Origin of the sequence: Micromonospora sp. WMMD712 (genome assembly GCF_029581295.1) — a bacterium.
In the GTDB taxonomy this organism is placed as follows: Bacteria; Actinomycetota; Actinomycetes; order Mycobacteriales; family Micromonosporaceae; genus Micromonospora; species Micromonospora carbonacea.
Map to the genome: position 1 here is coordinate 3,663,554 of NZ_CP120743.1, position 12,210 is coordinate 3,675,763.

Annotated in this window: 12 protein-coding genes; 3 read left to right on the forward strand and 9 right to left on the reverse strand. The window is 75.4% G+C overall.

Going from position 1 to position 12,210, the window contains the following annotated elements; all coding sequences use genetic code 11:
- Positions 1–76: 76 nt before the first annotated feature.
- Entirely contained in the window at positions 77–610 is a 534-nt protein-coding gene (locus O7633_RS15665) for a YbjN domain-containing protein (RefSeq protein WP_282328301.1), read from the reverse strand.
- Between the two features lie 134 nt (positions 611–744).
- A complete protein-coding gene (gene mshA / locus O7633_RS15670; protein ID WP_282328302.1) occupies positions 745–2,106 on the reverse strand; it encodes a D-inositol-3-phosphate glycosyltransferase in 1,362 nt (453 codons plus the stop codon).
- 191 nt (positions 2,107–2,297) lie between these two features.
- Here mshA and O7633_RS15675 point away from each other — a divergent pair, with 191 nt between their 5' ends.
- On the forward strand, positions 2,298–3,062 hold the full coding sequence (locus O7633_RS15675) for an SDR family NAD(P)-dependent oxidoreductase (RefSeq protein WP_282328303.1): 765 nt from the start codon (positions 2,298–2,300) through the stop codon (positions 3,060–3,062).
- Positions 3,062–3,883, forward strand: a complete 822-nt coding sequence (locus O7633_RS15680) for a class I SAM-dependent methyltransferase (RefSeq protein WP_282328304.1) — start codon at positions 3,062–3,064, stop codon at positions 3,881–3,883. Before O7633_RS15675 ends, O7633_RS15680 begins: the two co-directional genes overlap by 1 nt.
- A 15-nt stretch (positions 3,884–3,898) precedes the next feature.
- Here O7633_RS15680 and O7633_RS15685 read toward each other — a convergent pair whose 3' ends face one another.
- The 7 genes from O7633_RS15685 to O7633_RS15715 all read right to left on the reverse strand — a co-directional run bounded on the left by O7633_RS15685 (position 3,899) and on the right by O7633_RS15715 (position 11,241).
- Positions 3,899–4,306: an AtzH-like domain-containing protein gene (locus tag O7633_RS15685; RefSeq protein ID WP_278129577.1), complete on the reverse strand. Its 408-nt coding sequence runs from the start codon at positions 4,304–4,306 to the stop codon at positions 3,899–3,901.
- 83 nt (positions 4,307–4,389) lie between these two features.
- Positions 4,390–6,072: a regulator gene (locus tag O7633_RS15690; protein WP_282328305.1), complete on the reverse strand. Its 1,683-nt coding sequence runs from the start codon at positions 6,070–6,072 to the stop codon at positions 4,390–4,392.
- 13 nt (positions 6,073–6,085) lie between these two features.
- Entirely contained in the window at positions 6,086–6,778 is a 693-nt protein-coding gene (locus tag O7633_RS15695; RefSeq protein WP_282328306.1) for a cysteine hydrolase, read from the reverse strand.
- An 8-nt stretch (positions 6,779–6,786) separates the two neighbouring features.
- Positions 6,787–7,476: an isochorismatase family cysteine hydrolase gene (locus O7633_RS15700; protein WP_278129582.1), complete on the reverse strand. Its 690-nt coding sequence runs from the start codon at positions 7,474–7,476 to the stop codon at positions 6,787–6,789.
- A gap of 28 nt (positions 7,477–7,504) precedes the next feature.
- On the reverse strand, positions 7,505–9,337 hold the full coding sequence (atzF, locus tag O7633_RS15705; protein ID WP_282328307.1) for an allophanate hydrolase: 1,833 nt from the start codon (positions 9,335–9,337) through the stop codon (positions 7,505–7,507).
- Between the two features lie 87 nt (positions 9,338–9,424).
- Positions 9,425–10,090 carry a GntR family transcriptional regulator gene (locus O7633_RS15710; RefSeq protein WP_278129587.1) on the reverse strand — a complete coding sequence of 222 codons (666 nt, stop codon included), beginning with the start codon at positions 10,088–10,090 and terminating at the stop codon, positions 9,425–9,427.
- Between the two features lie 59 nt (positions 10,091–10,149).
- On the reverse strand, positions 10,150–11,241 hold the full coding sequence (locus O7633_RS15715; protein ID WP_282328308.1) for a UDP-N-acetylmuramate dehydrogenase: 1,092 nt from the start codon (positions 11,239–11,241) through the stop codon (positions 10,150–10,152).
- A gap of 69 nt (positions 11,242–11,310) precedes the next feature.
- On the opposite strand from O7633_RS15715, the gene O7633_RS15720 reads away from it, so the two are divergent.
- On the forward strand, positions 11,311–12,072 hold the full coding sequence (locus tag O7633_RS15720) for a maleylpyruvate isomerase family mycothiol-dependent enzyme (RefSeq protein ID WP_282328309.1): 762 nt from the start codon (positions 11,311–11,313) through the stop codon (positions 12,070–12,072).
- The last annotated feature ends 138 nt before the right edge of the window (positions 12,073–12,210 follow it).

A 12,210-nucleotide genomic window follows, 5' to 3' on the forward strand; every position in this document is an offset into this window, starting at 1 on the left:
ATGCTCCCGCTCCTCGACAGTCCGTCCTCGGCGCGCGGTCGATCCCAGTGCCGCACCGCGCGGTGCGGCATACCCGTCAGGACGGCTCCGAACCCCCCGCCGGGGCCCCGCCGGCGGGCGACGGCTCGAAGAGGTGCGCGAACGCGGCCAGGTTGGCCGTGGACTCGCCGCGCTTGACCCGCCACTCCCACTCCCGCCGGATGGCGGTGCCGAAGCCGATCTCCAGCATCGTGTCGAACGACTCGTCGGCGTACGTCAGCACGCTGCCGAGCAGCCGGTCCAGCTCGTCCCCGTCGACCCCCGCCAGGTTCACCCGGCCGGTCAGGTAGACGTCGCCGACCGCGTCGATGGAGAACGACACGGCGTACATCCGCGCGTTGCGCTGCAACAGCCAGGCCCACAGCTCCTCGCGCCGCTCGTCGGGCTGGCGCATCACGAACGCCTCGATCCGCAGCGCGTGCTCGCCGACGACGAGGTTGCAGATCGTCTTGAGCTTGTGGGTGCCGGGCAGGGTCACCGCGTACGACGCCTCGCCGGTGGACTCGACCGACAGCTCCCGCTCGGCGCAGAACGACTCGATCAGGGCGGCCACCTGGCTCCTCGCGCTCATCCGCCCCACTCTACGGCCGCGGCCCACCACCCGCCGCCGACCACGGCCGGCAGCGGGTGGTGGGTGGTGGGTGGTGGCGCGGTGAGAAGGGTGCCCTTCTCTACCGGATGCGTTAACAGGGGGCCCTTCCTTGCTCACCAGGCGCAGGAGAGCGCCGGGTCGACCGCGAGCCGGCTGAGCCGCTCCCGGTGCTCGGCGATCGTCTCGCCGTAGACGGCGAGCAGGTTGCCGACGGTGCGGTCCCAGGAGAAGTTGCGGGCGTGCTGCTCGGCGCCCCGCCCCAGCGTCGCCCGCCGCGCCCGGTCCGGCAGCAGCCCCGCCAACGTGCGGGCCCAGTCGACCGGGTCGTGGCTGTCGACGAGCACCCCGCTGGCCTGGTCCCGGACGGCGGTCACCAGGCCGCCCACGGCGGCCGCCAGCACGGGCGTGCCGCACGCCTGCGCCTCCAGGGCGACCAGCCCGAACGACTCGTTGTGCGACGGCACGGCGACCAGGTCGGCGGCCCGGTACACGGCCGGCAGGTCGTCGCCCGTGCACGGCGGCAGGAAGCGCACCCGGTCGGCGATCCCGAGCGAGGCGGCCAGCTCGATCAGGGCGGTGGGCCGGTCCAGCCCGCTGCCGCTGGGGCCGCCGACGATCACCACGGTCAGCTCGTCGGCGAGGCGCGGGTCCCGCTCGCGCAGGGCGGCGGCGGCGCGGATCAGCACGTCGGGGGCCTTCAGCGGCTGGATCCGGCCGACGAAGGCGACCACGTACCCCGTGGTGGGCAGGCCGAGCCGGCGGCGGGCGGCGAGCATGGCCGCGTGCCGGTCCCCGGCGGCGGGCCGGAACCGGTCCAGGTCGACGCCGGGCTCGACCACGGTGACCCGGGACGGGTCGGCGTCGTACCGGTCGAGCAGGTCGCGGGCCTCCACCCGGGTGTTCGCGACCAGCCGGTCGGCCTCGGCGACGACCTGCTCCTCGCCGATGACCCGGGCCTTCGGCTCGGGGCGGTCCCCGGCGGCGAGCCGGTCGTTCTTCACCTTGGCCAGGGTGTGCGCGGTGTGCACCAGCGGCACCCCCCAGCGCTCCCGGGCCAGCCAGCCGACCTGCCCGGAGAGCCAGTAGTGCGAGTGGATCAGGTCGTAGTGGCCCGGCGGGCGGGCCGCCTCGGCGCGCAGCACCCCGGCCGTGAACGCGCAGAGCTGGCCTGGCAGCTCCTCCTTGGTCAGCCCCTCCAGGGGGCCGGCGGTGACGTGCCGCACGTGCACTCCCGGGGACATCTCGACCACCGGCGGCAGATCGCCGGAGGTGGCCCGGGTGAAGATCTCCACCTCGACGTCGGCCTCGGCCAGCCGGCGGGCGACCTCCAGGATGTAGACGTTCATGCCGCCCGCGTCGCCCGTGCCGGGCTGGTGCAGGGGTGAGGTGTGCACCGACAGGGTGGCGATGCGCCGGGGGCGCGGCCACGGCCGGGCACCTCGCTGACGACCCACGCCGGTGTGCTGTTCCGCCACGTCCGCTCCCTCTGTCACGGTTGATGCCGTCCCGCACGACCGGCGCTCCTCGGTCAACCTGCGCGCCGCGTGTCATCTTCCCCATCGGGAACCGGAAATGCGTACCGGCTGCCCCCGGGCGTGACGGACCTCATCGACGCGGGAGCCGACCGGCGGCGCGCGCGCCGTCGCCCCGGGGTGAGAATGGCCCGATGACCTCTGTCGCGATCGTCACCGGGGCGTCCAGCGGGATCGGCGCGGCCACGGCCCGCCGGCTGGCCGCCGAGGGGTTCCACGTGCTGGCCGCCGCGCGGCGCACCGACCGGCTGGCCGCGCTCGTCGCGGAGATCGGGGCGGCCGGCGGGTCGGCCGCCGCCGTCGGGTGCGACGTCACGTCCGCCGAGTCGGTGGCCGGCCTCGCCGCGGCGGCGGCGGCGGCCCCCGGCCCGGTCACCCTGCTGGTCAACAACGCCGGCGGCGCGCGCGGGCTCGACCCGGTGGAGTCCGGGTCGGTGGGCGACTGGCAGTGGATGTACGACGTGAACGTGCTCGGCACCCTGCGCGTCACCCAGGCGCTGCTGCCCGCGCTGGAGGCGTCCGGGGCCGGCACGATCGTGATCGTCTCCTCGACCGCCGGCCACGTCGTCTACGAGGGCGGGGGCGGCTACAGCGCCGCGAAGCACGCGCAGACGGCGGTCGCGGGCACGCTGCGGCTGGAGCTGTGCGGCCGGCCCGTCCGGGTGGTCGAGATCGACCCGGGGATGGTGCGGACCGACGAGTTCTCGCTGGTCCGCTTCGGCGGCGACGCCGACCGGGCCGAGGCGGTCTACGCCGGGGTGGCCGAGCCGCTGGTCGCCGAGGACGTCGCCGACTGCGTCGCCTGGTGCGCGACCCGCCCGCAGCACGTCAACGTCGACCGGCTCGTGGTCCGCCCGCTGGCCCAGGCCGCGCAGCACAAGGTGCACCGGGCGGGCTGATGGTGCCCCGGTCACGGGCGGAGGCGGCGGCGCGGCCGCAGGGGGTCGTCACCCGGGGCACGACCAACCCGAACCGGTTGCGCCGGGTCGACAACTGGATCGTCGAGACGTGCGGCGACCGGCTGCGGGACGCGGCGGACCCGCTGGTGGTCGACCTCGGCTACGGCGCGACCCCGGTCACCGCCGTGGAGCTGCGCGCCCGGCTCGCCGCCGGGGTCCGCGCCGACGTGCGGGTGGTCGGGCTGGAGATCGATCCGGTACGCGTGGCCGCCGCGCAGCCGGCCGCCGACCCGCCCGGCCTCACCTTCGCCCGGGGCGGGTTCGAGCTGGCCGGGCTGCGGCCCGCCCTGGTCCGGGCGTGCAACGTGCTGCGGCAGTACGACGAAGCCGAGGTCGCCGCCGCCTGGCGGGCCGTCACCGGGCGGCTGGCCCCGGGCGGGCTGCTGGTCGAGGGCACCTGCGACGAGCTGGGCCGGCTCGGCGGCTGGCTGCTGATCGACTCCGCCGGGCCCCGCACGCTCACCCTGGCGGCGAAGCTCACCACACTGGGCAGCCCCGCCGAGCTGGCCGAGCGGCTGCCGAAGGCCCTGATCCACCGCAACGTGCCGGGCGAGGCGATCCACGGCCTGCTGCGGGACCTGGACGACGCGTGGCGCTCCGCCGCCGCGTACGCGGCCTTCGGGCCCCGGCAGCGGTGGCTGCGGGCGGTGACGGCGGTCCGCGACGCCGGCTGGCCGGTCGTCGACGGGCCCCGCCGCTGGCGGCACGGCGAGCTGACCGTCGACTGGTCCGCCGTCGCCCCCGCCGGGTCCACCGCCTGAGCCCGGGCGGGTGGCTCAGCGCGGCTCCCCCGGCGGGGCCGGGCCGCCGGTGGTGGGCTCGGAGACGTGGGCGGTGACGATGCGCCAGCCGACGGGCAGGCGGACCCAGGTCTGGGTCTGCCGGCCCCGGGCGGCGGCGTCGGCGTAGCCGAACCGGGTGGTGACCACCGCGAGGTCGGCGCCGAAGGTCGTGATCACCGTGTCGACGAGGCGGCGGCCGGGCGGCAGCGGCGGCTGGGCGGCGCGCCAGGCGCGCTGCGCGTCGAGCCCGTGCTGGTGGTCGTCGATGCCGAACCGCACGGTCCGGTCGGCGTCCCAGAAGTAGCCGCAGATCCGGTCGGCGTCGCCGTCGACCAGCGCCTGTTCGTAGCCGGCGAAGGCCGCCGCCACCTCGGCGACCACGTCGGTCCGGTCGATCTCCACGGGCATCCTCCTTCGCACGACGGGCCGGGCGTACGCGGGCCCGGTCGGGCGGCCGGTGCCGCCGCCCGACCGGGCCGGCGGCCTCAGCCGCTCACCGCGCGCTCCCGCTGCCCGCCGTCGGCGGGCCCGGCGACGGTCGGCTCGGCAGCGGCGGTTTCGGGGGCGGTCGGCTCGCTGCCGGCGGGCCCGGGGGCGGCCTCGCCGTGCAGGCGGTCGAGTTCGATCTCCTCCGGCTCGGGGACCCGGGGCGCGGGCCGGCCCAGCGCGAAGATCCCGCAGACCGCCGCGACGAGGAGGTAGCCGAGCGCCACGGGGCCGTTCGCGTTCCACTCGATCCGCTCGCCGTGGATGAGCCCGACGAACGAGAGCGCCGCGCCGGACCCGGCGAAGATCGCCGCCCGGACGAACCGCTTGTCGATGACGAAGACCACCACCGCGCCGAGCACCAGGCCGGCGAGGATCGCCCCCTGGCCGAGCACGAGCAGGCCGTCGTAGACCACGCCCGCGCCGGCCAGGGCCTCGTCGCCCACCTCGGCGGCCGTGGTGCCGGCCGCCGCCAGCGTGTTGTCGATCTGGCTGGTGGCCCAGGCCGCGATGTTCGGGATCAGCGCGGCGACCACGGCGGCGGCGTGCGCCCGGGGCGTCGCCTGGAACGCCTGCGCGCCGATCAGCAGCCCGATGTAGAGCAGGATCGGCACGATCGCCGCCGTCGGGAAGATCGTCGCCAGCAGGCCGAACATGCCGAGGAAGCAGAGGATGGCGATCACGATGCCGGTCGCCATCGAGTAGCCGCTCCGGCCGCCGGCCGCCTTCCAGCCCGGGTGCCCGACGTAGACGGCGGGCGGGAACGGCGAGCCGAGGGCCGCGCCGATCACCGCGCCCGCGCCGTCGGCGAGCAGGACGCTGCGCAGGTTGTAGTTGTCGCCGGCGGTCGCCGCGCTCTCCACGTTGGACATGCCCTCGGTGAAGTTGTAGACCCCCAGCGGGATCGCCGTCGCCAGCAACGGCGCCATGTCGGCCAGCCCGGTGCCGAGCAGGTCGAGCTTGAGCGAGGGCACGGCGAACGCGATGTCCCGGGCGGCGGCCGTGACGTCCGGCACCGACATCGCGCCGCCGGCCCAGCCCAGCGCCGTGCCGACCAGCAGCGCGGCGAGCCCGATCGGGAAGTTGAACGGCAGCCTGACGTCGGTGAGCAGGCCGATCAGCAGCAGCGCGAAGACGGGCAGCGCGATCCAGGCCATCCGCCACATCTGCCCGGCCGGGTTCATCGAGATGAAGGTGACGGAGATCCCGGCGAGGGTGCCCAGCACGGCGGCCCTGGGCGCGTACCGGCGGATGTAGGGGCCGACGAACGCGCCGATCAGCACGATCACGCCGATGATGAAGGCCCACGCCAGCCCCGCCTCCCAGGCCCGCACCGGGTCCTGCGTGCGCAGGTAGATCGGGAGCATGATGACGAAGATGACGATGAACATGTGCGGCACGCTCGGCCCGTACGGCAGGGCGGTCACGTCGGACCGGTTCTCCCGCCGGGCCAGCCGGCGCGCCAGGAAGGTGTAGTAGATGTTGCCGGCGACCAGCGCGATGCCCAGCGCCGGCAGGATCGTGCCGAACACCTCCCCCTCGGGGAGCTTCACCACGGCCAGGCAGAGCCCGGTCAGGGTGAGCACGTTGACCAGGACGTTGACGCCGAAACCGAAGAACGCGTTGGTGTCGCCGCGCACCCAGAACGGGAGCGGGGCGGCGGGGGGCTTGGGGGTGACCATGGCTGCTCCCGATTCAGGAGGAGGGTTGCGACATGGTGGTGCTGGGCAGCACGGCGAGCACCTCGGCGGACTCGGCGACCCACCCGAAGATCCCGCCCTGGGCGGCGATCATGTCGAGCCCGACCCGCTGGAACTCGGGGAAGTAGGACCCGACGCAGTCGGCGAGCACGAGGCACTCGTACCCGCGGTCGTTGGCCTCCCGGACGGTGGTGTGCACGCACACCTCGGTGGTGACCCCGGTGACCAGGAGGCTGCGGATGCCCCGCTGGGCGAGCAGGGCCTCCAGCCCGGTGGCGTAGAACGCGCCCTTGCCGGGCTTGTCGACGACCGGCTCGCCGGGCAGCGGCGCGAGTTCGTCGACGATGTCGTGGCCGTACTCGCCCCGCACGAGGATGCGGCCGTTGGGGCCCGGGTCGCCGATCCGCTTGCTCGGCGCGCCCCGGTGGAGCTTGGCCGGCGGGCAGTCGGACAGGTCGGGCAGGTGCCCCTCGCGGGTGTGCACGACGGTCAGGCCCGCGGCGCGGACGCCGGCCAGCAGCGCGGCCAGCGGCGCGATGGTGCGGCGCAACTGGCCGACGTCGTTGCCCAGGCTCTCGCCGAACCCGCCGGGCTCCAGGAAGTCGCGCTGCATGTCGATGACCAGCAGCGCCGTGGTCGCGGTGTCGAAGGTGTACGGGGTGGGCCGGGCGGCGGCGACGGTCGGCATCTCGCGCCTCACCCCGCCGTCGCGGCGATGACGTCGTCGGACGTGGCGACGCAGCCGAAGACGCCGCCCTGCATGGTGACCATGTGCAGCGCCGCCTCGTGGTTGCCCTTGTCCGTCGCGCCGGTGCAGTCGGCGAGGATCAGGCACTCGTACCCCCGGTCGTTCGCCTCGCGCATGGTGGTGTGCACGCAGACGTCGGTGGTGATGCCGGTGAGGATGAGGTGCGTGATACCGCGGGTGCGCAGCACCAGGTCGAGGTTGGTGGCGTAGAACGCGCCCTTGCCGGGCTTGTCGACGACCACCTCGCCGGGCGCCGGGGCGACCTCGGGCACGATCTCCCAGCCCGGTTCGCCCCGGACCAGGATCCGGCCGCACGGGCCGGCTCCGCCGATCTCGGCGCCGATCCGCGCCGAGCGCCAGCGCTTGTTCGGCGGCAGGTCCGACAGGTCGGGGTCGTGCCCCTCGCGGGTGTGCACGACGAGCATCCCGAGCGACCGGGCGTGGGCCAGCAGCCGGGCGGTGGCCGGCAGGCCGGACCGGGTGAGGCTGATGTCGTAGCCCATCGCGTCGACGTAGCCGCCCGGCCCGCAGAAGTCGGTCTGCCAGTCGATGCAGAGCAACGCGGTGCGGGTGGTGTCGACCGCGCCGTCGTACGGCCACGGGTAGGGGTTCGCGGTTACCGGCCCGATCCTTGCCATCCTCTCCTCCTCCTGTTGTCGTCGCCGCTCATCGCCGGGCGGCGCTGCGGTACGCCCGCCAGCCCCCGGCGGCGCTGATGTCCTCGGCGTCCGGCCCGGCGGCGTACGCCTCGCAGAGGAAGCCCAGGACGCTGCGCCCGTCGTCCAGCCGGACCCAGCCCAGCGAGAGCGGGGCGGGGACGCCGGCCAGCAGCCCGCCGACGGCGGACGCGGGCAGCCGCCACAGCTCGACGTCGATGCGGTGGCCCCGGGCCGCCTCGACGCGGACCAGGCCGGGCAGCCCCTCGCCGTCGGGGGTGGCCATCCGGTAGAGCCGGTAGCAGGGCGCGGTCCGGGTCGCGGCGACGAGCGTGGCTCCCCGGTCGGTCAGCTCCCCGTTGCGGGACTCGCCGGCCAGGTGCCGCCCGACGACGGCGACGAGCAGGTCCGCCGGTCCCGGCCCGGTGGCGGTCGCCGGCGGCGCGGCGTCGGCCGGTCCCACGTCGGCCGGTCCCACGTCGGCCGGTCCCACGTCGGCCCCGCCGGTGAGGGCGGCGGCGAGCCGGGCCAGGGTGGTGTCGCTGAACGCCGGGCCGACCAGGGTCAGGCTCGCCGGCCGGCCGGCGGCGGTGAACCCGTTGGGCACGGTCACGCAGGCCAGGTCGAGCAGGTTGGCGAACTGGGTGTAGCGGCCGAGCACGGCGTTGCGCCCGATCGGGTCCTCGGCGATCTCGGCGAGGGTGAAGGTGGTGCCGACGGTGGGCACGACGAGCACGTCGACCTGCCGCCACCCGCGGTCGACCCGGGCCCGCAGCTCGCGGAGCCGGTGCCGGCCCCGGAAGGCGTCGACCGCGTCGTAGCGCCGCCCGGTCTCCAGCACCGCCCGGGTGACGGGCAGGACCGCCTCGGGGCGCTCCCGCAGGAAGTCGTCCAGCCCGGTCAGCCGCTCGGCCACCCAGGGCCCCTGGTAGAGCAGGTCCCCCGCCTCGAAGAAGGGGCCCAGCGGCACCGGCTGGGCATGGCCGACCAGGTCACGCAGCCGCTCGACGCCGGCGGCGAACCGGTCCTGCTGGCCGGTGTCGCCGAAGAACTCCAGGTCTTCTGCGCGGGGCACCCCGAGGCGTAGCGCCCCCGGCGGGCGGGCCGGCACCCGCTCGGCCGGCAGCGGACGCCCCCACGGGTCGGCCGCCGTGACGCCGCGAGCGGCGTGCAGCACGTCCACGGCGTCCGCCACGTCGGCGGCGAAGACCGAGACGCAGTCCAGCGAGCGGCAGGCCGGCACCACGCCGGCCGTGCTGAGCAGGCCCCGGGTGGGCTTGACCCCGACGATGCCGTTGAGCGCCGCCGGCACCCGGCCGGAGCCGGCGGTGTCCGTGCCCAGGGCGAAGCTGACCTGGCCGCTGGCGACCGCGACCGCCGAGCCGGAGCTGGAGCCGCCGGAGACGAGGCCGCCGCCGAAGACGCTCTCGCAGCTGCCGTACGGCGAGCGGGCCCCGGTCAGGCCGGTGGCGAACTGGTCGAGGTTGGTCTTGCCGACCAGCAGCGCGCCGGCGTCGAGCAGCCGGCGCACCACGGGCGCGTCGGCGTCGGCGGTGTACCCGAAGTCGGGGCAGCCGGCGGTGGTGACCATGCCGGCGACGTCGATGTTGTCCTTGACCGCGAACGGGATGCCGTACAGCGGGAGCCGCGCGGGGTCGCCGTCGCGGCCCAGCGCGGCGGCCTGGGCCCGCAGGCGGTCGGCCGGGACGGTGCTGATCCAGACCGGCGCGCCGTCGCGGCCGGCGAGCCCGGCCAGCACGCGCTCGGCCAGGGCGGCGGGGGTGAGGCCGCCCTCGCGGTACGCCGACCGCAGCTCCGCGAGCGATCCGATCCGTTCTGACATACAGTCGATTGTCGACAGTTCTGTTACAGGGAACGGCGCGACAGGTAACGACGGCATGACGCCGGCCGCGGGCCGGCCCGCCCCCGGCTAGTCGAGGTACGACCGCGCGCCGTGCTCCGACAGCACCGCGAGCACCGCCTCCGGGTCCTCCCCGGCGACCGCCGCGAAGAGCCGCTCGTGCCGGTGCACCCCGTCCGACGGCTGCGCCACCTCCGCCTCGCGGCGCAGGTTGATCGCCATGTAGAGCTGCAACTTCATCAGGATCGAGTCGTACACGGCGGAGAGCTGCCGGTTGCCGGCCAGCGCCACCAGCGCGACGTGGAACGCCCGGTGCGACTCGGCGACGGCCAGCCGGTCGCCGGCCCGGGTCGCCTCGCGCATCTGGTCCAGCGCCGCCCGCAGCCCGGCCAGGTCGCCCTCCCGGCGCACCGGCACGGCCCGGTGCACCGCCACCCGCTCCAGCACGTCGCGCAGCTCGTACAGCTCCCGCACGTCGCGATCGGAGAGGGTGGCGACCCGGACGCCCCGCCGGGGCACGTGCTCCACCAGGCCCTGCTGCGCCAGCAGCCGCAGCGCCTCCCGCAACGGGGCGCGGCTGATCCCGAGCCGCCGGGTCAGCTGCTCCTCCACCAGGCGTTCGCCCGGGTCGCTCCTGCCGCTGAGGATCTCCCGGGTCAGCCGGGACACGGCGAGATCCACCAGGCTGGGGCTCTCCAGCTCGCCGTCCATCGCCGATGCGGCCACGTCGCTCACTCCGAAGAGTCTGCCATTGCCGCCGGACGACCCGGGTGGGCGCGTCCGCCCGCCGGCCGTCACACGGCGCAGTTGACCAGGACCGGCTCCGGGTGCAGGGGCACGCCGAACCGGGCGTGCACGCCGTCGCGGATGTCGCGGGCCAGGGCGACCAGCGCGGCGGTGCTGGCGGTGCCGCTGCGGTTGGTCAGGGCGAGGGTGTGCTTGCTGGAGATGGCCACCCCCTCCGGCCCGGGGTGGCCCTTGGCGAAGCCTGCCTTGTCGATCAGCCAGGCGGCGCTCACCTTCACCGTGCCGCCCGCCCCGGGCCAGTGCGGCGGCTCGCCGAGGTCGGCGGCCCGCCCGCGCAGCAGCTCGTACGCCTCGCCGTCGAGCACCGGGTTGGTGAAGAACGAGCCCACCGAGCGGGTGTCGGGGTCGGCCGCGTCGAGCACCATGCCCTTGCCGGCGCGCAGCCGCAGCACGGCGGCCCGCGCGTCGGCCAGCGGCACCGCGTCGCCCGGCTCGACGCCCAGCGCCCGGGCCAGCTCGGCATAGCGGACGGGGCCGGACAGCGGGGAGCGGGCGAGCCGGAAGTCGACCGACAGCACCACCCAGCGCTCGCTGTACTTGAAGATGCTCGACCGGTACGCGAAGCCGCAGTCGGCCGCCTCGACCCGTCCCAGGCTCTCCTGCACGCGGTCGTACACCTGCACGCCGGTGATCGTCTCGGCGACCTCCTGGCCGTACGCGCCGACGTTCTGGATCGGGGTGGCGCCGGCCGAGCCGGGGATGCCGGAGAGGCACTCCAGCCCCGACCAGCCGTTGGCGACGGTGGCGGCGACGAGGTCGTCCCACGGCTCGCCGGCCTCGACCCGTACGGTGACGGTGTCGGCGTCCTCGGCGACGACCCGCAGCCCCCGGGACCGCACCAGCACGACCGTGCCGGGGAAGCCGGCGTCGCCGACGACCACGTTGCTGCCGCCGGCGAGGATCAGGACCTCATCGTCCCGCCGGCGGGCCTGCTGCACCTTTTGTACGATCTCCTCGGCGCTGGCAGCGGTCTCGATCCGTCCGGCCGGGCCACCGAGGCACAGCGTGGTGTATCCCGCCAACCTGGTCGGGTCGGCGGCGCGGGTTTCGGTGGTCGGGTGGGCACTAACGTCTGACACGCCTTTCACCCTAGGCTGAGAGGGAGCCGCGGCACCCACTTGGTGGCGCGGTCGCCCGGGAGGATCGTGATGAGCAGACTGCACGGCACGAAGGACTTCTGGATCGGCGCGCTGCGGACCGAGGGTCCCGCGTTCGCCGCCGCCGTGGCGGAGGCTCCCCCCGAGACACCCGTGCTCTCCTGCCCCGGCTGGACGATCACCGACCTGACCGTGCACCTCGGCGAGGTCTACACCTGGGTGAACACCATCGTGACGACCGGGGGCACCACCCGGCCCGAGCGGCCGAGCGTCCCGGCCGCGCCGCCCGCCGGGGCGTCCGCGCTGGAGTTCTGGCAGCAGGCGTACGACCGGCTGATGGCGACCTTCGACGGGCTGGACCCGGAGACCCCGACGTGGAACTGGGCGCCGCAGCCGAAGAAGGCCGGCTTCTGGCCGCGCCGGATGGCGCACGAGACGTCGGTGCACCGCTGGGACGCCCAGCTCGCCATCGCCGCCGGTGAGCCGATCGAGGCCAAGCTCGCGGCCGACGGGGTGAGCGAGGTGCTCGACACCTGGCTGCCGGCGGGCCGGCGCAAGGCCACCGGCCAGTGGCGCGGGGTGGTGCACCTGGCCGCGCCCGACGCGGGCCAGGACTGGTACCTGCGGCTGCGCGGCGAGGGCGTGGCGCTGCTGGACACCGACACCATCCTCGACCACGACGACCACCACGCCCGGGTCGAGGTCACCGGCACGGCGAGCGACCTGCTGCTGGCGTTGATGGGCCGGGTCAGCTTCGACACCCTCGGGGTCCGGGGCGACCGCGCCCTCCTCGACGGCCTGCGCACCGGCTGACCGCTCCCCCTTTCCCGCCTGACGTGGCCCCCGGCACAGCCGGGGGCCACGCGTCGTCGTGCCCGCCACCCCGCCCGCCCGGCGGTTCGCGCGCGCCGTGCGTTGTTAGGAAGGGGCCCCTGCCCTACCGAATGCGTT

Excerpts from the sequence above, each read along its gene's own strand:
- O7633_RS15700 (WP_278129582.1), bottom strand. The coding sequence starts at position 7,476 with ATGGCAAGGATCGGGCCGGTAACCGCGAACCCCTACCCGTGGCCGTAC.
- O7633_RS15680 (WP_282328304.1), top strand. The coding sequence starts at position 3,062 with ATGGTGCCCCGGTCACGGGCGGAGGCGGCGGCGCGGCCGCAGGGGGTC.
- O7633_RS15665 (WP_282328301.1), bottom strand. The coding sequence starts at position 610 with ATGAGCGCGAGGAGCCAGGTGGCCGCCCTGATCGAGTCGTTCTGCGCC.
- O7633_RS15675 (WP_282328303.1), top strand. The coding sequence starts at position 2,298 with ATGACCTCTGTCGCGATCGTCACCGGGGCGTCCAGCGGGATCGGCGCG.
- atzF (WP_282328307.1), bottom strand. The coding sequence starts at position 9,337 with ATGTCAGAACGGATCGGATCGCTCGCGGAGCTGCGGTCGGCGTACCGC.
- O7633_RS15695 (WP_282328306.1), bottom strand. The coding sequence starts at position 6,778 with ATGCCGACCGTCGCCGCCGCCCGGCCCACCCCGTACACCTTCGACACC.
- O7633_RS15720 (WP_282328309.1), top strand. The coding sequence starts at position 11,311 with ATGAGCAGACTGCACGGCACGAAGGACTTCTGGATCGGCGCGCTGCGG.
- O7633_RS15690 (WP_282328305.1), bottom strand. The coding sequence starts at position 6,072 with ATGGTCACCCCCAAGCCCCCCGCCGCCCCGCTCCCGTTCTGGGTGCGC.